The sequence below is a fragment of the Aeromonas sp. 604176 genome, assembly GCF_049170755.1.
In the GTDB taxonomy this organism is placed as follows: Bacteria; Pseudomonadota; Gammaproteobacteria; order Enterobacterales; family Aeromonadaceae; genus Aeromonas; species Aeromonas veronii_A.
This window is the reverse complement of the sequence record NZ_JAAKNE010000022.1, coordinates 21,626-45,907: the sequence shown is the minus strand read 5'-3', so window position 1 is coordinate 45,907 and position 24,282 is coordinate 21,626. Positions and strand designations below refer to the sequence as shown.

Genomic DNA, 24,282 nt, shown 5'->3' with positions numbered 1-24,282 from the left:
GTTGGTAGTACCCAGGTCAATACCGATGATTTTACCCATTTGACGAATCTCCAAATACTTTGAATAAACTGGCGAGGAACTCGCCTTAATGCGTTAACGGCTAGGTGGGGGCTGCCAATCTGGCTTTCAAGCTCCCGGCATCAAATTTTTTGTGCCGCCGCGGCCTTGCTACCTATATGGGGTCGCCAGACGCAGCTTCAAGCCCCAACCCTAAAAAACCACACCCTTTGTCATGGTTGCGCGGTCACGTTGAGCCGTAAACCAGGCAAGATGAGCGGGTGCTGCACTGCTAAACAAAAAGCCCGCCACGGGGCGGGCTCGGGCACCCACAGCCAATCAGTCGACCGCTTTGGCGATCATCACCATGGCAGGACGGATCACCCGACCGTTGAGGTCATAGCCCTTCTGCATCACTGCAATGACGGTGTTCGGGGCCACATCGGCACTCGGCACCATGCTCATCGCCTGATGGGCGTTGGGGTCAAACGGCTGGTTGATCGGGTCGAGCGCCACCAGACCAAACTTGGCCACGCCGCTCTGCATGGATTTCAGGGTCAGCTCGACACCTTCGATCATCGGCTTGAGGGCTTCGTTCTCCTTGTCGGCCAGTTCGATGGCACGCTCAAGGTTGTCCAGCACCGGCAGCAGTTCATTGGCGAACTTCTCCAGAGCGAATTTGTGCGCCTTCTCCACATCCAGCTCGGTACGACGGCGCAGGTTCTCCATCTCGGCGGCGGTACGCAGGGCGCGTTCACGCTCTTCCGCCGCTTTTTGGATGGCGGTTTCCAGCTGCGCTTCCAGTTCGGCAATGCGGGCCTGTTCGGCTGTCACTTCACTGTCTACATCGGTCGGCTCGACTGGCTGGGCTTCCACTTGCTCCATCGCTTCAACCTTTTGCTCTTCGTGGTTCATGACATCTCCAATTCCGGGGTTACTTATGAGGGCCCTGACGTCTGGTTGAGCGACCGGACGACAACAGACCGACTATGTTGGCGCTATTATGGGGATGCATCCCCGGCTTTCAAGGGGTAAAGGGCAATCAGGGTTGCTGAATAGCAGCAACCGTCGGGTTATCCGGGTTACCGCTCACCGTTTAACCAGTAGCCTCAAGGGGCTAGCCATCCCCGTCATACGGGAGAGCGTCACAAGCGGAGCAAAGCACTGTATACTGGCCCGCAATACCCATCCCAGATCTGACTGACTATGGATTCTCCGTTCAAAACCATCGCCCTGATTGGCAAACCCCACCATGAGGGGGCCAACCAGACGCTGACCGGCCTGCATCAATACCTGACCGCCCGCGGCTTTCGGGTTCTGGTGGAGAGCCGGGTCGCCCAGACCCTGAGCATCCTCGATGAAAACGTGATGGATCTGGTGCAACTGGGTCAGCAGGCCGATCTCGCCATCGTGGTCGGCGGTGACGGCAACATGCTGGGGGCGGCGCGGGTGCTGTCGCGCTTCGATGTGGCGGTGATAGGAGTCAACCGGGGCAACCTCGGCTTTCTGACCGATCTCTCGCCGCAGGATTATCTGCTGCCGCTGGAGCAGGTGCTCTCCGGTCACTACAAGAGCGAACACCGCTTCCTGCTGGAGGCATCGGTCTATCGCCACGGCGAGCGCAAGTCGAGCAATCTTGCGGTCAACGAGGCGGTGCTGCACCCGGGCAAGATCGCCCACATGATCGAGTTCGAGGTCTATATCGATGGCAGCTTTATGTATAGCCAGCGTTCGGACGGCATCATAGTCGCCACCCCGACCGGCTCCACCGCCTACTCCCTGTCAGCGGGCGGCGCCATCCTCACCCCCAAGCTCAACGCCATCACGCTGGTGCCCATGTTCCCGCACACCCTGAGCAGTCGCCCCATAGTGCTCGATGCCGACAGCGAAGTACGGCTGCTGGTCTCGCCGGATAATCAGGACGATGCCATGCAGGTCAGCTGTGATGGCCAGGTGACGCTGGCGGTCCACCCGGGGGACGAGATCCTCATCAAGAAGAGCCACCATCAGCTTCATCTGGTGCATCCCCTCGACTACAGCTACTTCCACGTGCTGCGCAACAAGCTCGGCTGGGGCAGCAAGCTGTTTTAATCGGCGCTGACCGACAACGGCATTGCCACAGAGGGCGCCTGAATTGGCGCCCTTCTCTTTTCTTTCGTAGCAACCGCCCCTGCACTCTCATATCCGTACCGCGTGCCAATGGTCAGTACCGCATTCTCATAGCCATAGCGCACTGACGCACCTTTCCTGTACTAAAAATGACGGCGCCCTCTTTACTGTATATAAGACCAGTATATACTGGATGCATACACAGTAATGTTGACCTATACAGGATGAGACCATGCTGACCCAGCTGACCGTCAACAACTTCGCCATCGTCAAGTTTCTCGAACTCGATCTGCAACCGGGCATGACCTGCATCACCGGTGAGACCGGCGCCGGTAAATCCATCGCCATCGATGCTCTCGGTCTCTGCCTTGGAGAGCGGGCCGAAGCCGGCATGGTACGACCCGATAGCGACAAAAGCGAGGTCAGCGCCCGCTTCCTGCTGGACAACAACCCGGCCGCCCGCGCCTGGCTCGCCACCAACGAGCTGGAAAACGAAGGTGAGTGTATCGTCCGGCGAGTCATCTCCGCCGAGGGCCGCTCACGCAGCTATATCAACGGCGTGCCCGTCCCCCTCACCCAGCTCAAGAATCTGGGCCAGCTGCTGGTCAACGTGCACGGTCAACATGCCCACCAGATGCTGCTCAAACCCGACTACCAGCTCGCTCTGCTCGACGGTTATGCAGGTCACCATCTGCTGCTCGACGAGGTGCGCCAGCACTATCAGCAGTGGCGCCAACTGCAAAACGAGCTGAACCGCCTCAAAGCCGAGCAGCAGCAGCGGGAGGCCCGTCGCCAACTGATCGAGTATCAGGTGCAGGAGCTGGACGAATTCGCCCTGCAGCCGGGGGAGTTTGAAGAGATAGAGGAGGAGCACCAGCGTCTCGCCAACGGCACAGAACTGATGCAAGAGTGTGGGGCTTGCCTCGACCTGCTCTATGACAACGAAGAGACCACTATCGCAGGGCTGCTGCAATCGGCCGTCGATCGGGCCGAGGGGCTGGTCAGCATGGACAGCCGCCTCACCCCGGTACTGGAGATGCTGAACGAAGCGCTGATCGGGGTGCAGGAGAGTCACAGCGAACTGCGCAGCTACCTCGATCGGCTGGAGCTGGATCCCGAGCGTTTCAACGAGCTGGAGGCCCGCCTCTCCAAGGCGATCAATCTGGCCCGCAAGCACCATGTCAAACCGGCAGATCTGGCCCAACACCATCAGGAGCTTGCCTCGGATCTCGCCCGCCTCAACTCTGACGAAGAGCGGTTAGAGGGGATGGAAGATGAACTGGCCGAAGCCCGTCAGGCTTTTGTCCAGGCCGCCGAAGCCCTGAGTCAGAGCCGTCAGCGTTATGCCGAGGAGCTGGGCGCCAAGGTGACCAGCAGCATGCACGAACTGGCGATGCCCGATGGCCGTTTCGCCATCGAGGTGCGCCCCGACGCCCAGAGCAGCCTGTCACCACTGGGTATCGATCGGGTGGAATTTATGGTCACCACCAACCCGGGCCAACCGATCCAACCGCTTGGCAAGGTGGCCTCAGGCGGTGAACTGTCGCGCATCAGTCTCGCCATCGTGGTGATCAGCGCCCGCAAGGTCTCCACCCCGACCCTGATTTTCGATGAGGTGGATGTGGGGATCAGCGGCCCGACTGCCGCCGTGGTAGGTCGCCTGCTGCGCCAGCTCGGGGAGTCGACTCAGGTTATGGTGGTCACTCACTTGCCTCAGGTGGCAGGCAACGGCCACCAGCATATGGTGGTTAGCAAGCATACCGATGGCAAAACCACCGAAACCCAAATGAGAGCCCTTGATGAGGCTGCCCGTCTCAATGAATTGGCACGGCTGCTCGGTGGCGACCAGATCACCGACAACACTTTGGCCAATGCCCGCGAGCTGCTGCGTCGATGAATCAGGTGATAAAGCCGATTTGCAGCGATGGCGACTGATAGCGCTGACCGAACATGCTGACTGCGCAGGCACAGGCGAGATCTATGGCCTGCGCAGCCAGTAATAGCCAATAGCCAATAGCCAATAGCCAATAGCCAATAGCCAATAGCCAATAGCCAACTGTGATAACTGAACTCGCGTCAGGATTACCGACCCAGATCAATAAAATGGCGAGTTAGGCGAAGCTGGCAGCAACATGGGCGTGGATCCGGTTGCCTTCATGTGGCGGATTTCGCATAGTGTTGCCCCCCTTTATGGGTATCCAATTGTGAGGCTTTGTCTATGATCCACGTTTTTGGTCACAAGAATCCTGATAGCGACAGTATCTGCAGTGCGCTGGTTATCACCGACTGGCTCAATGGCCAGGGCCGTCAGGCCACCCCATGGCGTCTGGGTGACCTGCGCACCGAAACCCGTTTTATTCTGGAGCAGGCTGGCGTCAGCGAACCCAAGTTGCTGACCAAAGATCTGACCGGTGAAGATGTCTGGCTGGTGGATTTCAGTGATCTGGAACAGGGCCCTGCCACACTGGCACAGGCCAATGTACTGGGTCTGGTGGATCACCACCGTCTCGGCACTCTGGTCACCCAGTCTCCGCTGGATGCCTGGATCCGGGCCGTCGGCTGCACCAGCACCATCGCCTTCGATCTGCTGAGCCAGCAAGGCACTGTGACCCGCAGCCAGGCTCGCCTGATGCTGGGCGCCATCATGAGCGACACCCTCTGTCTCACCTCGCCGACCACCACCGAGCAGGACAAGATCGCCTGTGAGCGTCTGGCACCGCTGGCCGAAGTATCGCTGACCGAATTCGGCCAACAGCTGCTGATGGCGAAAACCGACCTGAGCGGCCTGACCCCAGCTCAACTGCTGCAGCAGGATGAGAAAGCGTTCCAGGCGGAAGGTTGCAGTTTCATCATGAGCCAGATCGAAGTGGGCAGCGAGCAACAGCTGGCCGAGCACCTGCCAGCCCTGCAGCAGGAGATGGCCCAGCGCGTGGCGAGCGAAGGGCTCGACTTCTTCGTGCTGATGGTGACTGACCTGACTGCGGCTGCCAGCCGTATCTACTTTACCGAGCACGCCAAAGTACCGGCAGAGTCCAGCTACCACCCGGGCTTTGTCAGCCGCAAGAAGCAGGGTCTGCCCTGGGTGATGGATCTGCTGGCCAAGGCCTGATCTTCCCTCGCCATCACCTATTCCAAAGCCCTGCCTCTGCGCAGGGCTTTTTCATCGCCACCGCCAGCCGCACTCCCCCCCCTCTTGCTGATCATGTTGCTCACGACTGCGGCCTCTCGCTTACTCCTTTCTCGGCTTATTGACAGTTAACGCCATAACTTTGCTTACATATTTGCGGCTGTTATTTATCAGGGCTTTGCTGCAGGATAATCGCCGCGCACAACCTTTCCGTTTCCATTCAGGTGATCGATGAACATAACCCCCAAGCAGAGAACCCTGGCCATCACCATGTTGATCGCCGTGGTGCTCCTCGGCTGGCTGCTCTGGCCCAGTCAACCCCCCAAGGCGATGCTGACCGCTCAGGTGACCCGCGAGGATCTTGCCCAGACCGTTCTGGCCAGTGGCGTGCTGCAGGCCGTGGAGCAGGTGGATGTGGGGGCACAAGTCTCCGGTCAGGTTACCAAGCTGGCCGTCGAGGCCGGTGATCAGGTCAAGCAGGGAGACCTGCTGGCCGAGATCGATCCCCTGATTGCCCAGAACAACCTCAAGACGGCCGAGGCGGAACTTGCCAGCAACCGCGCCCAGCTCAAGATCAAGCAGGCACAACTCAAACAGAACGAGCTCGCCTGGCGGCGCCAGCAGCAGATGTTCAAGCAGGAGGCGAGCTCACGGGCCGATCTGGAGAGTGCCGAGGCACTGCTGGCGGTCACCCGCGCCGAACTGCAAAACAGCCAGGCCAATATCGACAACGCCCTGATCAAAGTTGATCGGGCCAAGACCGAGTTGGGCTACACCAAGATCCTGGCGCCGATGGATGGCACCGTCATCAGCATTGTGACCCGTCAGGGCCAGACCCTGGCTGCCAGCCAGACGGTGCCGACCGTGCTCAAGCTGGCCAACCTCGAGACTATGACGGTCAAGGCGCAGATCTCCGAAGCCGATGTCACCAAGGTCAAAGCCGGCATGCCAGTCTACTTCACCCTCATTGGCGATCCGGATACCCGCTATCAGGGTACGCTTCGCGCCGTGGAGTTAGCGCCTACCAACATCAATGATCAGGCCACCACAGGCACCACCACCAATAATGCGGCCGTTTACTACTACGCCCTGTTCGATGTGCCCAATCCCGATCATACCCTGCGAGTGGCAATGACCACCCAGGTGACCATAGTGCTCGGCGAGCGCAAGCAGGTGCTCACTGTGCCGCAAACCGCCCTCGGCAAGTCGCTGGGTGACAACGAGTATGAAGTCACCGTGATCAAGGACGATGAGACAACCGAAACCCGCCATATCAAGACCGGTATGAAGGATGAGATCCGCATTGAGGTGATCAGCGGGCTGAGCGAGAAGGAGGAGGTGCAGCTCAATCACGGAGCCCCCGCCGACAATGATGAGATGGCGGTGATGCTATGAGTGAGCCCCTGAACCAGCTGCCGTTGATCCAGCTGAAAGGGGTCGAGCGACGCTACCAGAGCGGCGACAGCGAAGTCACCGTGCTCCACCCTCTTGATCTCACCATCACGGCAGGAGAGATGATCGCCATTGTCGGCGCGTCCGGCTCCGGCAAGTCGACCCTGATGAACCTGCTGGGTTGTCTCGATAGCCCGAGCAGCGGCCAGTATCTGTTTCGCGGTCAGGACACCGCGACCATGGATGCGTTGGCGCTGGCCCGGCTGCGCTGCCACCACTTCGGTTTTATCTTTCAGCGCTACCACCTGCTGCCCCATCTCGATGCCGCCGCCAACGTGGAGATCCCCGCCGTCTATGCCGGCACCAGTCGCCCGGATCGCCAGGCGCGCGCGCGTCAGCTGCTGGGTAGACTGGGGCTGGCCGATCGCAGCCACCATACCCCTGGCCAACTCTCCGGCGGTCAGCAGCAGCGGGTCAGTATCGCCCGGGCTCTGGCCAATGGCGGCGAAGTGATCCTCGCCGATGAACCGACCGGCGCACTGGATAGCCAGAGCGGCAAGGAGGTGATGGCAATCCTCAAGGAGCTGCACGCTCAGGGCCACACCATCATTCTGGTCACCCACGATATGAACGTGGCCAGCCATGCCGACCGGATCATCACTCTCAAAGATGGTCGGATTGAACAAGATAGTGGCCCCAGCCAAACGGCCGTGTTGGCTCCAACCACCGCCACACCCCCTCAAAAAATAGTGTCCACTAAAGGTGCCATGGGTCACGACTGGGATCGCTATCGGGAAGCGGGACGGATGGCGATGCATGCCATGCTCGCCCACCGGATGCGCACCTTCCTCACCATGCTCGGCATCATCATCGGCATCGCCGCCGTGGTGAGCGTGGTGGCGCTGGGGCAAGGGGCGCGCGCCAAGGTGATCGACCAGATCAATGCGATGGGCACCAACACCATCGAAATCTTCCCGGGTAAAGGATGGGGCGATGAGAAGATGGCCAGCATCCAGACCCTCAACAAGGGGGATCTCGATGCTCTGCTGGGGCAACCCTATCTTGCGGGCGCCAGCCCCGAGATTGGCAGCTCCGGCCAGTTGCGCTATCGCAACAAGACCAACAGCGGCAATGTGACCGGGGTTGGTAACGACTATTTCAAGGTGAAGGGGATGACGCTGGTCAGTGGTCGCTTACTGGAGTGGCAAGATATCCAGCAGCGGGCAGCCGTTGCCGTAGTGGACAAGAAGAGCATCACCAGCCTGCTTGGCAAAGAGGAACCGGTCGGCAAGGTGGTACTGGTCGGCACCTTGCCGGTGCGGATTGTCGGTGTGGTTTCGCAGGAGACCGGCTTTGGCCCCACCAGCCAGTCGGTCAATATCTGGCTGCCCTACAGCGCGGTGATGAGTCGCCTCATCTCGCAGCACCACTTCAGCCAGATCACCATCCGGGTCAAGGACGGGGTACAACCGGCACTGGCCGAGCAGGCGGTGATCGAGCTGATCACCAAGCGCCACGGGGTGAAGGATTTCTTCACCTTCAGCAGCGACAGCATCATCAAATCGGTGGAGAAAACCACGGCAACCATGACCTTGATGGTCTCGGCCATCGCGGTGATCTCGCTGATCGTCGGCGGGGTGGGCGTGATGAACATCATGCTGGTGTCGGTGGTCGAACGCACCCGCGAGATCGGCATTCGCATGGCCGTGGGCGCCCGCCAGTCAGATATTTTGCAGCAATTCCTGATTGAGGCTGTGATGGTGAGCCTGCTGGGGGGGATCTTCGGCGTTGGCCTCTCGCTAGGCATTGGCGCGCTCTTTTCACTGTTGGTGGACTCCATCAAGATGCAGTTCTCGCTCTTCTCCATCCTGATGGCCTTTGGCTGCTCGTCACTCATCGGGATCCTGTTTGGTTACCTGCCGGCACGCAATGCGGCGCGGCTCGACCCTGTTGTCGCACTGGCGAGGGAATAACAATGCACAAACTCTCCTGGCTGGCTCTCTGCATGGCCCTCAGCGGCTGCAGTCAGCACAGCACCTATCAAAGACCCGAGCTGACGATTGCCCCCACATGGCAACAGGTAGAGGGCACCCAACTGGCTGCGCAGGCTGGCCCCTGGTGGCGGGAATTTCATGATCCCCAGCTCGACAAGCTTGTCGAGGCGGTTCTGGCCGCTAACCCGGACATGCGTGTGGCGGCCCTCAGGCTCAAAAGTGCCAGACTGGGCGCCGAGCAGGCCGATACCAACCTCACCCCCTCGGTCAATGGCACTATCGCCGCCAGTGGCAACAAGGATCTGAAAACCGGCAAAGGCACCAACAGTCTGGGCCCCTCGCTGAGCCTCAGTTACGAAGTGGATTTGTGGGGCAAGCTTGCCTCGGTGCGAGATCAGGCAAGCTGGGAGGCGGCGGCAAGCGAGCAGGATCTCGCCAGCACCCGACTACTGCTGATCGGCAATACCCTGGAGCAGTATTGGCAGCTCGGCTATCTCGGCTCTGCCATCACACTTGGGGAACAGCAGCTGGCCAACCTGACGCGAACCGAGCAGCTGACCCAAACCAAATACCAGGCAGGCGCCATCACCCGACTCGATCTGGCGCAGGCACGCCAGCAACTGGCAGGCAAGCAGGCTGAGCTGGCCTCCCTCAAGGCGCAGCAGGAGCAGGCTCGCAATGCCCTGCGTCTGTTGCTGGGCCGCAGCAGCGGGCCGCTGGAGTATGCACCCGCTTCCCTTGCAAAGCAGGCTATTCCTGAACTTGCGGTGGGTATTCCGGCCGATGTGCTGGCCCGCCGCCCCGATGTCAAAGCGGCCGAATTGCGGCTGCGCAAGACGCTGGCTAAAGGGGATGAGATCCGCACCAGCTTCTACCCCAGCCTGACCCTGACCGGCAGCGCCAGCACCGCATCCGATAGATTGGCGCAAGTGCTGCAAAATCCGGTTGGTACGCTGGGAGCCAGCCTTGCCCTCCCCTTCCTTGAATACAACCGCACCCAGCTCGCCATCGAAAGCTCAAAGCTGGATTACCAGATCGCTGAAACCGAGTTTCGCAAACAGCTCTACACCGCACTGGTGGAAGTGGAAGACAATCTGTCCGCCCGCCACTATGGCCAGCAGCGACTCGATTATCTGCAGGAGCAGCTGAGTTATGCCCAGGAGGCCGAACGCCTGGCAAAGGCTCGCTTCCAGGCGGGTGCGACCGGTGTACAGGCTTGGCTTGATGAGCAGAACCGGCTGTGGGATGCCCAGCAGAGCCTGCTGGCCCAGCAAAAAGAGCAGCTCACCACCACTGCCAAAATCTATCGTGCGCTGGGTGGCAGCGATAGTGTGATGCCCCGATAGCACTTCACCTGGCCATCCCCCACTCTGCCGGCAGAGTGGGGGATGCCATCGCCATAGACCGCACAGAATTCCCTCGCCCACACGGCAACCGAACTCCATTGCCCATCATCAGGGGCAGGTATGACAGCGCAGCCAATTACATGCATTGGCGACCCAGAATATCCCGGCCTTACCTTGGGGCGCTCTCTATCCCTCACGCTCCCTGAACGGAGATAACGATTACCGGATATTTCATCTGCATAGGGCTTTCTCTCTTGCCGAACGACGCACCGTGAATCGTGAGAAACATATCCGAAGCTCGTATCAGCACAACGCATACAAATAGCGATATTGCGTTGGTGAGCCACAGGACAAAATTAATCGTAAACAACGAATGATATTGAGTAAAGGAACTGCGGGTAAGGCGAGAGAGAAAGGATACAAACGAGGAATGCAGATAACAATAAGGTGGAAATACTGGTTGGATAACCACGAGTAAAACGGCAAAAATAATGCCGCCCGAGGGCGGCATTATTCAATCTCTGAACCTGACGAATTAGATCAGGAAATCGTTCAGGTCTTTACCCAATGCTACTTGAGCAGCAATGGCTTTCGGCATACGGCCTTGACCGGTCCAGGTTTTTTCCTGGCCATCTTCTTCGTACTTGTATTTAGCCGGACGCGGAGCTCGCTTGCTCTTGGCTGCGCCAGTTGCAGCAGCCGGAGCAGCGGCAGTCGCCAGTAGCTCACGAGGATCAATACCAGCCTGCTGCAGCATTTCGGTGAATTCATTCAGCTTGCGCTGACGCTCTTCCTGTTCAGCACGCTCCTGTTCAACAGAATCGGCGCGCTCTTGGTAAACCAGGTCAAACTTCTCTTTAGCTTCCAGCAGTTGCTCAAACGGCAGCTCACGAACAGCCGCACGCAGACTGCGAATGTTCAGCAGAACTTTCAGAAACTCGTTCATTATTTCCTCACAAAAAGTCGGTCACAGGGATTACCGTGTCAGAATAGCATGGACAATTGATAACAACATACCGTTTTCTGTATTTACACTCCTTTTTTTTATTTTTCACTCACCATACTCTCTTGACGCGAAGCGTGATAACAAATCAATGCTCAGTTGTGATTGCTATACAATCTGACAGATGATGATCTCAGATATTACAGGGCTCATTAATATCCCACTGCATGCAGTCAGAAGATTCTCGTTATAGTGACACCCGATATGCCCTCCCCCCCGCCCAGTTACCCATCAAGGTGAAATAAAAAAGCCACAAAGCAATTCCTCAGCAACGACGACTTAAAAGGCCATAATTTTTATCCATAAAAATCATAAGCTTACAACACCAGCCCATATATCTAAAGACAAATAAACAATCTGTTTTTTAACATAACCGATCTTACCCGGTTGTTAAATTACGCTAATTTGCGCGAGCATTACTTTGTGCAGATTGATCAACACCACTGATCACCGGTATAGCTACAGAGCCACTCAGCAGAGGTTCCGCAGGATAGAGTCTGAGCGCTTCCAGACGCATCGCATCGGCTGCCTCTTTGCGACCCAGAGCGTTAAGTGCTGTCACCATATTGGTGTATATATTAGCACGTGGTGTATGAAGTACGAAGGCCTGCCCCCACTCCAGATAAGCTTCCAGTTCATCCTTGTTGTTTGTCTGCAAACCGACCATCAGACGAACCGAGTTCACATCAAATTCAACTCGTGTCAGCCATGCCATAGGATTGATAATCTCCAGCAAGAGCGTCGGCTCCTTATAACCTCCCCGCTCGTATTTGGTGACGACCCAGGCAGTATGAAGGGCTGTCAGCATAAATGGGACAACCAATAGAGGGATAGCTATTGCCATAAATCGGAGCAACAACCAGGGGCGATACTCAATGTCCAACCACGATGGGCTACCGCAACTCACGAAACGGGTTTCTTCAATCTCGGTGTCAACGACATAGATCAGCGTCAGCAACAACCACCACAACACGATTGCATGGTAAAGGGGATATTCCGTCTGAGTATGGAGCAATATCGGTGTCACCAGGGCAAGCAGTGCCATGGCATTTACCCAACGCACCTTCGTCAGGCGCCACAATAATGCGCACCCCATAATCACCATACCAACCATGGGAGCCACCCCTCCCTCAACAGCCCAATAAAGGAATTCGTTGTGGGGATGGTCAAGATTGTACTCAATCTGCACCATAGATGGATTCAGCGCCTTATCAGCCATGTAGTGATGGAGAAAAACAGATTCAAAACTGCCGTATCCCCAACCACTCCATGGTGCTTCGGCAATCAGCTTGGCTGCATAAGGCCAATAAATAGATCGCATACCACCAGATTGATAAATCTCCAACCCGCGCTTTGCGCCTGCCATCCAGTACTGTGATAGCAGGCCAAGGGCCACCGCAAAAATAACCAGCGCCAACATACGCCATAGCAATCGATGGCGATGGAGTTGCGGTATCAATAAAAACAGAGCTAGCAGACCGCCAAGTTGACCCACTCGGGATTGCAAAACAACCAGCAACAGTGTTGCTGATAGAATGACGCCATAGCGCAGAGCCATCAGCAAACGACCACCCTCTCGGCGTAATTCCAGCCAAATAGCAAGGGCAAGACCAGTTGCCATAAAGGTTGCCATCACGTTTGGCTGTTGAAAGATCCCGTAAGGACGATTGGTTTTAGTGTCGTAGCCAATCCAGTTACCGGGTGTCAACAGATAGAACTGTATCAGACCGAGTAAAGCCTCCATCGCGATCGCTATCAGGACGATATAGAGCAAGCGATCACGCTGCAACCGATTGAAGCGCCATTGATAGAGCCCGAATAAAAACAGCAGACCAGCAAAAAGCCCCAATAATCTGGGAATGGCATAATCCCTGAGTGCAAAACCTGGATAGAACATCGGCAGCAGTAGCAAGAGTGCCCCTATCCATAAGCCCGCTTGTAATGGAGAAAAGAGCAGACGCTGGCGTAACGTCACTTGCCACAATCCTAATCCAATAGCCAGCGAGGCAAACACCCATCCCCATGCGTTAAAGGGCAGATATAGCCCTGCTCCTCCCGGGTTGTGCATAAAAAAATGCACTCCAAGTAACCAGTATAATGAAGATAAAATCCAATACAAGCTGCTCATATATTATTTCCGTATACTCAACGAGCCCCAAACCCTGTCAGCATTGTTTTAATAGTTTTGATTACTATTAATAGATCAAGCCAAAGCGAAAAATTTCTAATATAATAAAAATCATATTCTAATTTTATACGAGTACTATCTGTATCAGCTGAGTAGCCATGCATCACCTGAGCCCATCCACTTATACCAGGACGAACCATATGACGATACATATAGAATGGTAATTCAGACTCAAACCTCTCCACAAAAAAACGCTGTTCAGGCCGTGGACCAATCAAGCTCATATCCCCTTTAAGAACATTAAAGAATTGCGGGAGCTCATCAATTCTATATTTACGAATAAAATTACCAACACGAGTAATCCGTTTGTCAACCTCCTGAGCAAAATATGCATTGTCTGATGATGAACTGTCATGCATACTACGAAATTTATATATTACAAAATCTTTATTACCCAGCCCAACTCTCTTTTGCTTAAAGAAAACAGGGCCAGGGCTTTCCAGCTTTATTAATATTGCTGTTATAAGTAACACCGGCATAAAAAAGGGGAGTGCCATTATAACAACCAAAAGATCAGCTAGTCTTTTTAAAAAGAAATAAAACAACGAGGGAATAGCGGAACCCAAGTCATTTTCATATAATTGCTCAACGCTCACTCGGCCTGTTAATGATGCATATATAGTTTTGCTGTGATAGATTGGTATCCCTAACAAAACGAAATCAGTTAATAACCTTTGCCATTCACTCGTCAAATCAGACGAGTGAAAGTCAGCAACTACGGCATTACCACAAAACAGAGAGAAATCTGGTTTGTGAAGAATATTCCATTCAACAGTAGTCAAGGCACACAGTTTCTGATAATTACCAACCGGGATGATAGAATACTTAACCTTGCCAGATCGTGCCCCTAAGTAATAAATAAGCCAGCAAGATACTAAAACCAATATATACGAGCTTATAATTACTGGCCTACTATACTCAAGACGAAACAGCAGCAACACACCGAATAATATTCCATACACAGCGGTTACTGTTGGAATCATATAAGATAAAGCATTAACTCCAGGATAGCAAAGCACTCGACTCAGGAAAAAACCAGCAGTAATACATGTTATAAAGATTCCTAAAAGTGAATTTATTTTTACATCATCAAGGAAATTCCAAAAGTCCTCGCCCCAAAACAAAAATGCAGGTAATAATGTTGATACCAAGGATGTAAAAAAGAACATTATTGTATAATTAAACCGTACAAGGTCATACCAACGACCACCATATGGATAATAGCTATTATTTATCATGAAAAACTCATTTAGTTATCAACCACAGGGCTGAGCGCCATCGATATGCTGAGCCAATATGTCAAAATATATGCCAATGATTTTTTTCTCATCGAATCTGGCACTAACTAATTGCCTCCCAGCATTACCCATCAAGGTTCTTTGAGCTGTAGTCATTCGTATGAATGTCATCATCGCATCAGCCAATGATGAAACATTTCTAGCTTGACAGAGTAACCCGGTTTTCTCATGTAGCAGTACATCTCTACATCCAGGAACATCGGTAACAATAATTGGCTTTGCCATTGCAGCAGCTTCGATCATAGTTCTTGGCAATCCTTCGCGATAAGAAGGTAACACAATACAATCACTTTCCATTATGATAGGCCTAACATCATGTGTAGTACCGAGATATTCCAGCACACCGTCATTGATCCATTCATGCAACTGTGCATATCCGATCGCTCGTGGGTTATCAGCCTGAACATCGCCTAGCAATTTAAACTTTATGTTTGGATGACGAATATGAATCTGCTTTGCGGCTGCTACATATTCTCCAATCCCCTTATCCCATAACAACCGCGCAATGAGCAAAAAACTAACCGAGTCATCTTCAGCAAATTTTTCTGAAGGATAAAAAAAACTCAAATCAACGCCCTCGCCAGGCAGTAACAGAGTCTTTCTTTCATCTACCAACTGTCTTGATACAAATTCAAGGCGATCATCTTCATTTAAGAAAATGACTAGCTTAGGATATTTAAAAGCGAATTTATAAAGCAACCTTACTACTTTGGGCACCCAACCATCATTCATAAAGGCATATCCTAACCCAGTGGTTATAGCCAAGGCAGGTGTGCGACAAAAATGTGCAGCAAAAGAACCATATATATTTGGTTTTACCGTATAATGGATAATTAAATCCGCATTAATTTTTCTATATATTCTTACGAAATCAAATATTAATTTTAGTTCAACAATTGGGTTGACTCCTTTAGGGGATAGTGCCAACGGTATAAATGAACACCCCAAATCACAGAGCGAAAAAACTGTATTATCAGGTGGAGCAACAATGGTTATGCGATATCCATGTTGTATAAGTGCAGATAATAATCCGCGGCGAAAATTCCACATTGACCACGCTGTATTGCTCACCATACAAAGATGTTTGCTCATGTGTAGTCCTGGTACAAATTTAACCAACGCAGACAGATAGTCTCTATTGAATAATGGCTAATAACCCGAATCCGAGCCTCCCTAGTCATCACCTCTCTCTCAAGCGGCGAAAGCATCATAGCCTGCTCAATCGCGGTAAATAGCTGCTGACTATTTTTAGAGGGGACAAGCAATCCAGCAGAGCCAACCACTTCCCTCACTCCACCACAATCGGTGGCAACCACTACCCGCTCAGTAGCCATAGCCTCAGCCACAACTAAACCAAACCCCTCCCAAGCTGATGACAACACAAATATATCTGCTGCACTCATCCAATCTTCAACATCATAGCGCAGCCCCAAGAAATGAACTCGCTCGCTAATCCCTTGTGCGCTAGCGATTGTGGTTAAGTATTCTTTTTCCTCACCCTCACCTATGATGACCAACTTAACATTATTGGATCTCGAAGATAACATCGCAAATGCAACAAGCAAATTTGTATAGTCCTTGGCAGCGGTCAGTCTGCCTACTGAAATTAACAATATGTTATTGTCATCAATCCCAAGCTGAGAGCGTAATTTATTTCTGACTTTGGCGTTAAAATAAAAACGCTCCGTATCAATACCATTATACATGACTTTCATTCGCCCGGCAGATACCGCACCTTGTTTAATAAAAGCCTCAACTGCTTCTTGGCTTACGTTTGTGTTAAGATCACATAACCTTTCGGTAAGCCGGTATGCCAATATCCGCCACCCTCTTCCCTCATTAACACTATGTGCAGAGCAGATAAGTTTCGGAAATGATACAAACAATCGTAATAACCGAGCAAAAATATTAGCATGCACCATATGGCTATGCACCACATCCGGTTTATATTGATTAAGTAACCTGATCGCCTGCCAGTATGCTTTGAAAACACTAAATGGAGTTTTCCTCATCTGCAGTGAAACGATGTCTGCTGCAGTCGAATGTGGGCGATTTTTAATTTCACCGGTCATCGAGATAATTAATATATGGTGGCCCAACCTAATAAATTGATCTGCCAAATCGCACACTTGTCGTTCAGCGCCCCCCATACCAAGGCCTGTGATTACCATCGCAATTTTCATGCTATCTCTTCAACCAATAGTAAAGAATACACTGGAGACTTCTGACACATGCTTTGACCTTGCCGAACAATCGAGTATCTCGGATCACCTGGTCTCGATAAAACAAACCGAAACCACATGGATTACTTCTTAGATTTTTTTTAAAATTTGAGGTGTAGCCATCAGGAAGATATTCACACAAGTATATTACTTGGTCTACATAAAAAACTATCTTACCTATATCGGCAATTTTATTCCATATATATAACTCTGGTACAAACTTTTCGCCCGGAAACTCAGGAAAAGGACACTCACGCATAACATTAGTGCGAAAAACATAAGCCAAGTCACCTTTTAATACATGCCCTGCCATGATGGGCTGCATTACTATTGACTTGCTCCATGCGGTGTCGGAGATACCAATTATGTGACCAGATAATGTTGATCTTCTAAAACACATCCCAACAAATTCCGAGCCAATACGATTCATAACATCATATAGCTTGGCAACAGCATCACCAGTTAATAAGTCATCACTATCCACAATGATAATCCAATCACCGGTCGCATGAACCACACCTTCATTTATAGCGCGATGCTTCCCTCCATTTTCTTTATAAAAATAATTGATGGAAAAGTCAGATTTAACTCTATAATCAAAAATAAGCTCGGCGGTACCATCAGTGCTACCGTCATCGATTACGAGCCATTCAAAGTCCTGCCTTGTCTGCTGACACAAACTGTCATACAACCTTGGTAAAACATATGCTCTGTTATAAGTTGGCGTCATTATTGTTATCATTGCACGACCTTACACACGCAACCTTTATATTGATGAATGAAGTATATCGACATCGTCGCAGCCATCATCAAAAAAGCATTAGTTATGTAAACGATGTAAATGTCACCGGAACGAAATACTTTTAGCAACAGCCAATAGTTGAATATGCTTATAATTAATAGAAAGAACCACTTGCACATTATCAAAAAATATTTTTTGTCACGGTATAATCGTTGCATTAAAACGCTATCCACAGCGAAAAAAGAAAGCGCAGGCAACATCATAATAGCTAATTCTGCTGCTAACTCATAATCTTTTCCAAATATAAAATAGACAATTTCATGTAGCCATAACCAACCCATTAATTGCAAGATACATGCAACTAATAACAGCCCTAAACAGACCGTATGTATTTTTTTTACTCTGCGCCCATATAACATCATTGGGGCTATAGACTGCACAACTATACCAAGTACAAGTACGCCCTGTTCTAGCATTTGACTAGCTACGCCATACATGGCTAGTTGTTCATACCCTAAGTAATGCTCGATGAAAAAGCGATCAATCCTCATATAAATCAGCATCAGCATTAATGGAACCCAGAGCGCCCCACCTCGACTTAACATTACCACTGCCACTTTTTTATGCCAGTCCCAGATGCCACCTCTAAAATAAATAACACAACTCAGTGACATAGCTAAAAACATTGCTTCTATTGCCCTGCTTGAATAGATGATGACATAAGATGAAAGTAAAAAAGCGAGGCTTACCAAAAGCACCCTTAATAATAAAATTGCAAGACGAATCGCTACAACAACACCTATATTTGTGGTGGCCTGATAGTAGTTGGCTATTACTGAAAATGGTTCATTAAAAATGAGCGCCAGTGCCAATAGCATCAGCATTAATCTTACATCTTGATCTGCGACAATAAAATTTGCGTAGATTAATGTGACAAGCAAAGCAACCAAAGCGAAAAGTAGACGAAAAACAAATACTGAAGATAGTATCTTCCAACGCAAATGAGGATGCCGAACTAATGCCGGAACAACAACTTCCGAGCCGGCAATCAATGTAACTGATGACAATAAAATGACGGCATTAAGCGAATATAGCCATTTCCCATATAATGACACACCGAGTAGATGACTAATTACCCCCTCGCAAAAAAAAACCAACCCAATGGTCACCATTTTTTCAAATAATAGAATACTAACATTAGTAATAATTGCGGCATATTCTCGATAAAATGCCACAACCAAGCCTAATCGCATCCAAGTTGCCTCATTATAGAAACAGGTAACTCAATTTCTAGCCAGCAAAAAATTAACATTGTGTACTGGTAGCTTCACGATGTTCTCCGTTATTGTATGCTGCTGCTTCGCTAGCCACACCAGATCACAGATACCATCCGTCGGTTCGAATGCAGCAGGAGCATGCATCAGGATCTCGCGCACTTGCTGTTGATCAAAACGGTGACAAGCATCATCCAGCGAGGCCAGCAAGGGGCGCAGTCGGGACCAGGGCAGCCAGCTCTCTTGTGCCACCATGATCCTGGGGTGTTCGGTTCCTCTGGCATCATCACCAATCAGTAACTCTTCGTAGAGCTTTTCGCCCGGCCGCAACCCCGTCACCTCTATGGCGATATCACCATCGGGACGCTGCTCATCACGCAGTGTCAGGCCGCTGAGGCGTATCATGCGCTTGGCCAGCTCCATGATCCGTACCGGTTGCCCCATATCGAGCACAAAGACGTCGCCCCCCTCCCCCATGGCGCCGGCCTGGATCACCAACTGGGCAGCCTCAGGTATCGTCATGAAGTAACGGATGATATCGGGGTGAGTCAGGGTGATAGGCCCCCCCTTATCTATCTGCTGTCTGAATAACGGCACCACTGAGCCGGAAGATCCAAGAACATTGCCAAAGCGCACCATACAAAAACGGGTGCTGTGCTTCTCGCGGGTCAAGGCTTGCAAGATCAATTCGGCCAGACGCTTGCTGGCCCCCATGGTATTGGTTGGCCGCACGGCTTTATCGGTAGAGATCAGCACGAATGTTTCCACCCCTGCCTCAATGGCCGCCTGTGCCGCATAAAGAGTGCCGAATACGTTGTTACGTACTCCTTCAATGATATTGAACTCGACCAGCGGGACATGTTTGTAAGCCGCGGTATGGTAGACGGTCTGGATCCTGAAGCTCTGCATCACCGTTTTTAGACGATGCTGGCGCTGTACTGAACCCAATAACGGCACCAGCTCTGTTTCGATCTGCTCGCGCTGACACTGTTCACGCAGATTCTTATTTAAGGCATAGAGAGCATATTCAGATAGCTCGAACAGAACCAAGGTGGACGGTCGGCACCGCAAGATTTGGCGACAGAGCTCAGAACCAATAGAGCCACCGGCACCTGTCACCATGACCGCTTTGCCCTTGATATTGGCTTCCATCAAGGTGGTCACAGGCTCTACCGGATCTCTGCCCAACAGATCGTCGATGGAGACCTCATTGAGCTGATCTATGCGAGCCGAGCCATTGACCAGATCGGCCATTCCCGGGATAGAGAGCACTTCGCAAGAGAGGGGCTCAAGTGCATTAATCACCTCCTGACGACGAGCCCTGGTGCTGCTCGGCATAGCCAGCAAGATCTTCTGCACCCCATGGTGGTCAATCAGAGTTGGCAGCTGAGCACTGTGATAAACGGTACAACCCTGGATCACGCATCCCTGTTTGGCGGGATCGTCATCAATAAAGGCGACGGGATAAAACTCATTACCTTGCAACAAGGCCATTTGCAGTTGTCGACCCGAAGAGCCCGCGCCATAGATCAATACCTGGGTACGAGCCAAACGGGTGGTATTAAGGAGCGCCCGGAAAAACAGCCGCACACCGCCAACCAGTAACACCAAAAAGGAGAGATAGATAACCGAGACCGTTCTCGGCAGAAAGATATCAAAGTAAAACGCAGAGAGAACAAAGAAACAGGTTGAAAGAAATGCCCCTAGCGAGATTGTCCATAATACCCGAAAGCTGACATATCGCAGCACTGCGCGATAAAGCCCCAGCCTTACAAACAAACTGATGCTGACAATGATAATTGCGCCAAGCAGTGCCCAGTGATGCGGGCTATCGATTGGCCAGTTGTGTTCAAGCCGGATCCAGTACGCACCCCAATAGGTCATGGTGATCAAGAGCATATCAACGGCGACAGAGATGACACGCTTGCTGGCTCGTGACAGGGAGCCCAGGCAAGTCAGTAGCCAGCTCCCTCCGGGTAAAAGCTCATTTCTCATTCTGGTACTCCTGCATTCAGGTGATACGCAAGAAAGGCTAACGGCAAGTAGGCAATGACCAGACCGATCACACCATCGAGCTGGCCCAATACAATCATGACAGCGATCGGCGCAAGCCAGAGGCTATTTAAAACAAGCACAGCCAAGGTCACGTTTCGATGACTTTGCCAACGTCTCGCCAGATATTGATAGCCATGAGTACGATGCGCCTCGCTCAGACGACATTTCAGACGATAGCGATTCAGTAACGTCCAGGTCGCATCAACCACAAAGACTCCGAGCATGACGAGCCATGCCCACAGGAATTGAGGCGCAGAAGCGGCATCCAGCAGCATCAGGGAAGCCAGCATCAAGCCAAGAAATCCGCTGCCACCATCCCCCATAAAGATCCTGGCGGGCGGAAAATTCCAGCACAAGAAGCCAGCCGCCGAAATCCCCAGTAGCAGGATCAAACTGGCAGACGACCACTCCCCCCCAACCAGATAGTGAAATAACGTCATGAACAGACAGACGACAACGGCTTCACCTGCCGCCAAGCCATCGATGCCATCCATAAAGTTGTAGAGATTGATAAACCAGATCACCCCCAGCCAGACCAGCAGGTAACCAAACCAGGCCAGATCGAGCTGCCAACCAAAGAAGGTCAGCGCTGGCAAACCATTAACCGCAGAAACCACCAAAGCGGCCGCCATGCTCTGCACAATCAGGCGGGTTCGAGGCTTGAGAGAGATGTGGTCATCGATAAAACCAACCAATGCAATCCCCAGCGCCGCAGCCCATATCAATGCAAAGCTGCTCTGGGATATGCCGGCGGGCAGTGGGATCAGGGTAACAAACAACGGGGCTGCCAGCAGAAAGGTCGCCACGATAGCCATGCCACCGCCTCTCGGGGTAGGCACCTGATGCGAACTGCGATGATTGGGTTGGTCAAGCAAGCGGGTCTGGGCGTAGCGCCTGAGCAGGCCGGTCATGGTAATTGAAAGAAAAAGACAAAATATCGACAACAAAACAAATGCCAGCATCAAGACGACTCACTATGGATTGACGCCATCAGAGATAAGGTCTGAGAGAGCGAATAGGGTGCCGACCATTGTAATCGGCTCTGAGCCTTGCGGGTATTCATTTCCAGAGAGCCATAAATCCGTTGTAGCTTGGCATCAATCCCCAAACAGCGTCCAAGCCCTCTTATTACTCCTGGTGGGAGATAAAAGAGCCGACAGCTAACGCCTTCTGCTTCTGCAATCGCCGCCAACAACTGAGACGTCGACACTGCGACAGGATCTGCGACTAAAAAGACCTGATTCACTGCAGCCGGGTGCGCCATCGCATGGGCAATAAAGTCACACAGATTAGGTAACGCCAACAGGCTACGCGCATTGGTCAAACGGGCAAAAGGGAGCGGGATCCCTTTGCGCACCCAGGTCATCATGCTGGCAAAGTTAGCCTTCACTCCTTCTCCATAGATAAGAGGAGGACGAATGATGGTTACAGCCATACCACACTCTTTCGCGAGTGCCATCAGCCCCTGTTCCGCCTCATACTTCGAGCGTCCATAGGGATCTTCTGGCGGACTTTGCACATTCTCATCAAATGGCTTGCCAGGCTCGGTCTGCTCGCCATTCACTTTTATCGAACTGATAAAGATGAAGCGCTTCACCCCTGCCTCAGCCGCTTGTCGAGCAAGAGCGAGGGTGCCCTCTGTATTCACCGCTCGAAAAGCCGCCAAAGGATCTGTCGCGGTTTCCGACATCACATGCACCCTGGCTGCACAGTGAACAACCACATCCACCTGTTGCAATTGGGCTGTCCAGTTTGCATCGGCAGTCAGAGAGGGAGCCTGAACATGGTAAGAAGCCAGCGGGTGACTTCGCACCGCTCCTTTAACATTCGCCCCCAGCGCCAGCAAGTGTTCACAGACCGCCTTGCCTACAAATCCGTTGGCACCTGTGACAAGAATTCTAGGTATGGACATACAGTTTGAGATAGGCATTTCAAGATGAATAATAATTTGAGATAACCTTTTCATATAACGTCATATATTTATCAATCATGACGTCGGCAGTAAAGTTATGTTCAAATCTAGCCTTTGCATTTTTCCCCATACGCTCAGCTTCATCTTGATCATCCCATAACTTTTTCATTGCAGATGAGAGAGCCTCACTATTTGCTGGCTCAACTGCCAAGCCGGTTTCACCATGCAGATTTATATATGTAGTGCCTGTACCAATTTCGCAAGTAATCATTGGCTTACCATACATTGATGCCTCTAACAAAGTCATACCAAACGCTTCAGAACGCAGATGAGATGGAAATACCACAGCGTAACATAACTCCAGTAAAATATTTTTTTCAGCGTCACTTACTGGACCAACAAACAACGTATTTTTTAATCCTAACTTATCCGCCTGAGACTTCAACTCCTTTTCACATGGGCCTTCACCAATTATTATCAAAGGATAATCAAGTCCACGCATAGCATCAAGGACAAATGACAACCCCTTATAATATCGTAAAAATCCGATAAAAAGAAAAAAACGCCCTTTTATTTTATCATTCCATTTATTCGATAACGATAGTTCTGCATAACTTGGAGATACCTTTTCCAGACCGAATGGTATCACCTCAACATCCTTTTTTAGGCTAGAGAGAACAGGGCTGGTCTTGACATAATTGGGTGAAGAAGCGACCACAGCATCAACTTTATTTAGAAAAGACATCATCAATGGCTTATAAAGTTGTAGCAGGTATTTTTGTTTGACAATGTCAGAATGGTAACTGACCACCGTCGGCTTTTTAGGATTAACCCAAAAATGAACGAGATCCATATAGGGCCACGGAAAATGATAATGAATAATATCAGCTTTCTCAGCCAGTCGCCTGAATTCGACAATCGCAGACCATGAAAAACCAGTCGAAGCTATATAAAAATCTTCTTTTGCAGCATGCACACTATGATTAGCGATGTTAAAATTTCGACCAGCATTATCAGCACTTAAACATAATACATCAACCTCATGCCCTCTTTTTACTGCACCTTCCGCAAGCTGATATATGACTTGTTGCACACCACCGTAAGCATCTGGATAATATGTTTTAAAAAAATGAAGAATTTTCATTATCTTCCAAGCCCTTATCTAAAAAATAGTTCTTTGTGTATTGATGAACATCTGGTGATGCAAGAAGGTCTACTATATCAAACCATTTATACTTTGAATGCTGAGCAACAGAGAATGAATTTATATCATGGTCTAGTTCTATTGAATACGCTAAAACAACATAGTGAGTTGGAGTCATAACGTCATAAAAAGAATCTTTATAAAAATGCTCGTAGACTCCAATAAATTTAGCTTTCGAACTCTGTAACGTCATACCAAGCTCATTCTCAGCAACTCTTTTAAAGGCATCTAATATAGCTTCTCCCTTTTTTATCCTGCCCCCCAAAACAAACCAATGATCGGCTGCAGGTCTATTTCTTCTGAGACCGAGAAGATATCGCCCTGAACTATCAGAAATCACCAGATCAATCGAGATTAAGGGGGTGTTTTTTATTGTTTTTAAAAAATCATCATCCGTAAGATGCATATCTCGCCCCAAG

The 24,282-nt window shown here is 51.1% G+C and carries 19 protein-coding genes; 6 read left to right on the top strand and 13 right to left on the bottom strand.

The features are described from left to right. Positions 1-336: 336 nt before the first annotated feature. A complete protein-coding gene (gene grpE, locus G5358_RS06160) occupies positions 337-912 on the bottom strand; it encodes a nucleotide exchange factor GrpE (protein ID WP_005338036.1) in 576 nt (191 codons plus the stop codon). A 291-nt stretch (positions 913-1,203) separates the two neighbouring features. Between grpE and nadK the strand changes: the two genes are divergently transcribed. From nadK to G5358_RS06130, 6 genes are all read left to right on the top strand, one after another. After that, on the top strand, positions 1,204-2,088 hold the full coding sequence (nadK, locus tag G5358_RS06155; protein ID WP_005338038.1) for an NAD(+) kinase: 885 nt from the start codon (positions 1,204-1,206) through the stop codon (positions 2,086-2,088). 250 nt (positions 2,089-2,338) lie between these two features. Beyond that, positions 2,339-4,003: a DNA repair protein RecN gene (gene recN / locus G5358_RS06150; protein ID WP_216954260.1), complete on the top strand. Its 1,665-nt coding sequence runs from the start codon at positions 2,339-2,341 to the stop codon at positions 4,001-4,003. Between the two features lie 321 nt (positions 4,004-4,324). Then, on the top strand, positions 4,325-5,215 hold the full coding sequence (locus G5358_RS06145) for a manganese-dependent inorganic pyrophosphatase (protein WP_421323800.1): 891 nt from the start codon (positions 4,325-4,327) through the stop codon (positions 5,213-5,215). A gap of 249 nt (positions 5,216-5,464) precedes the next feature. Beyond that, a complete protein-coding gene (macA, locus tag G5358_RS06140; protein WP_421323799.1) occupies positions 5,465-6,628 on the top strand; it encodes a macrolide transporter subunit MacA in 1,164 nt (387 codons plus the stop codon). Further along, the gene (locus G5358_RS06135) at positions 6,625-8,598 is read left to right on the top strand and encodes a MacB family efflux pump subunit (RefSeq protein WP_407956626.1); all 1,974 of its coding nucleotides are present in this window, start codon (positions 6,625-6,627) and stop codon (positions 8,596-8,598) included. The genes macA and G5358_RS06135 overlap by 4 nt, the downstream gene beginning before the upstream one ends. Before the next feature lie 2 nt (positions 8,599-8,600). Beyond that, positions 8,601-9,965 carry an efflux transporter outer membrane subunit gene (locus G5358_RS06130; RefSeq protein ID WP_421323798.1) on the top strand — a complete coding sequence of 455 codons (1,365 nt, stop codon included), beginning with the start codon at positions 8,601-8,603 and terminating at the stop codon, positions 9,963-9,965. A gap of 535 nt (positions 9,966-10,500) precedes the next feature. On the opposite strand, the gene G5358_RS06125 is transcribed toward G5358_RS06130, so the two are convergent. The 12 genes from G5358_RS06125 to G5358_RS06070 form a co-directional block, all read right to left on the bottom strand. Continuing rightward, a complete protein-coding gene (locus G5358_RS06125) occupies positions 10,501-10,911 on the bottom strand; it encodes an H-NS family nucleoid-associated regulatory protein (RefSeq protein WP_216954269.1) in 411 nt (136 codons plus the stop codon). A gap of 457 nt (positions 10,912-11,368) precedes the next feature. Beyond that, entirely contained in the window at positions 11,369-13,096 is a 1,728-nt protein-coding gene (locus G5358_RS06120) for a Wzy polymerase domain-containing protein (RefSeq protein WP_421258154.1), read from the bottom strand. A gap of 17 nt (positions 13,097-13,113) precedes the next feature. After that, a complete protein-coding gene (locus G5358_RS06115; RefSeq protein WP_421323797.1) occupies positions 13,114-14,394 on the bottom strand; it encodes a sugar transferase in 1,281 nt (426 codons plus the stop codon). A gap of 18 nt (positions 14,395-14,412) precedes the next feature. Continuing rightward, positions 14,413-15,546: a glycosyltransferase family 4 protein gene (locus G5358_RS06110; RefSeq protein ID WP_421208018.1), complete on the bottom strand. Its 1,134-nt coding sequence runs from the start codon at positions 15,544-15,546 to the stop codon at positions 14,413-14,415. Beyond that, positions 15,543-16,637, bottom strand: coding sequence for a glycosyltransferase (locus G5358_RS06105; RefSeq protein ID WP_254204281.1), 1,095 nt, complete (start codon positions 16,635-16,637; stop codon positions 15,543-15,545). The genes G5358_RS06110 and G5358_RS06105 overlap by 4 nt, the downstream gene beginning before the upstream one ends. Position 16,638: 1 nt before the next feature. Then, a complete protein-coding gene (locus G5358_RS06100) occupies positions 16,639-17,406 on the bottom strand; it encodes a glycosyltransferase family 2 protein (RefSeq protein ID WP_254204282.1) in 768 nt (255 codons plus the stop codon). Positions 17,407-17,414: 8 nt separating this feature from the next. Beyond that, positions 17,415-18,671 (bottom strand): lipopolysaccharide biosynthesis protein, encoded by a 1,257-nt coding sequence (locus G5358_RS06095; protein WP_421323796.1) that lies wholly within the window; start codon positions 18,669-18,671, stop codon positions 17,415-17,417. A 30-nt stretch (positions 18,672-18,701) separates the two neighbouring features. Then, positions 18,702-20,687 carry a nucleoside-diphosphate sugar epimerase/dehydratase gene (locus G5358_RS06090; protein WP_323912958.1) on the bottom strand — a complete coding sequence of 662 codons (1,986 nt, stop codon included), beginning with the start codon at positions 20,685-20,687 and terminating at the stop codon, positions 18,702-18,704. Then, complete coding sequence (locus tag G5358_RS06085; protein WP_216954282.1) at positions 20,684-21,709, bottom strand: MraY family glycosyltransferase; 1,026 nt, start codon at positions 21,707-21,709, stop codon at positions 20,684-20,686. The genes G5358_RS06090 and G5358_RS06085 overlap by 4 nt, the downstream gene beginning before the upstream one ends. Further along, positions 21,709-22,659, bottom strand: a complete 951-nt coding sequence (locus tag G5358_RS06080) for a UDP-glucose 4-epimerase family protein (protein WP_216954413.1) — start codon at positions 22,657-22,659, stop codon at positions 21,709-21,711. Before G5358_RS06080 ends, G5358_RS06085 begins: the two co-directional genes overlap by 1 nt. Before the next feature lie 19 nt (positions 22,660-22,678). Continuing rightward, complete coding sequence (locus G5358_RS06075; RefSeq protein ID WP_216954284.1) at positions 22,679-23,803, bottom strand: glycosyltransferase family 4 protein; 1,125 nt, start codon at positions 23,801-23,803, stop codon at positions 22,679-22,681. Then, complete coding sequence (locus G5358_RS06070) at positions 23,781-24,269, bottom strand: GDP-mannose mannosyl hydrolase (protein ID WP_216954285.1); 489 nt, start codon at positions 24,267-24,269, stop codon at positions 23,781-23,783. Before G5358_RS06070 ends, G5358_RS06075 begins: the two co-directional genes overlap by 23 nt. Between the last annotated feature and the right edge of the window lie 13 nt (positions 24,270-24,282).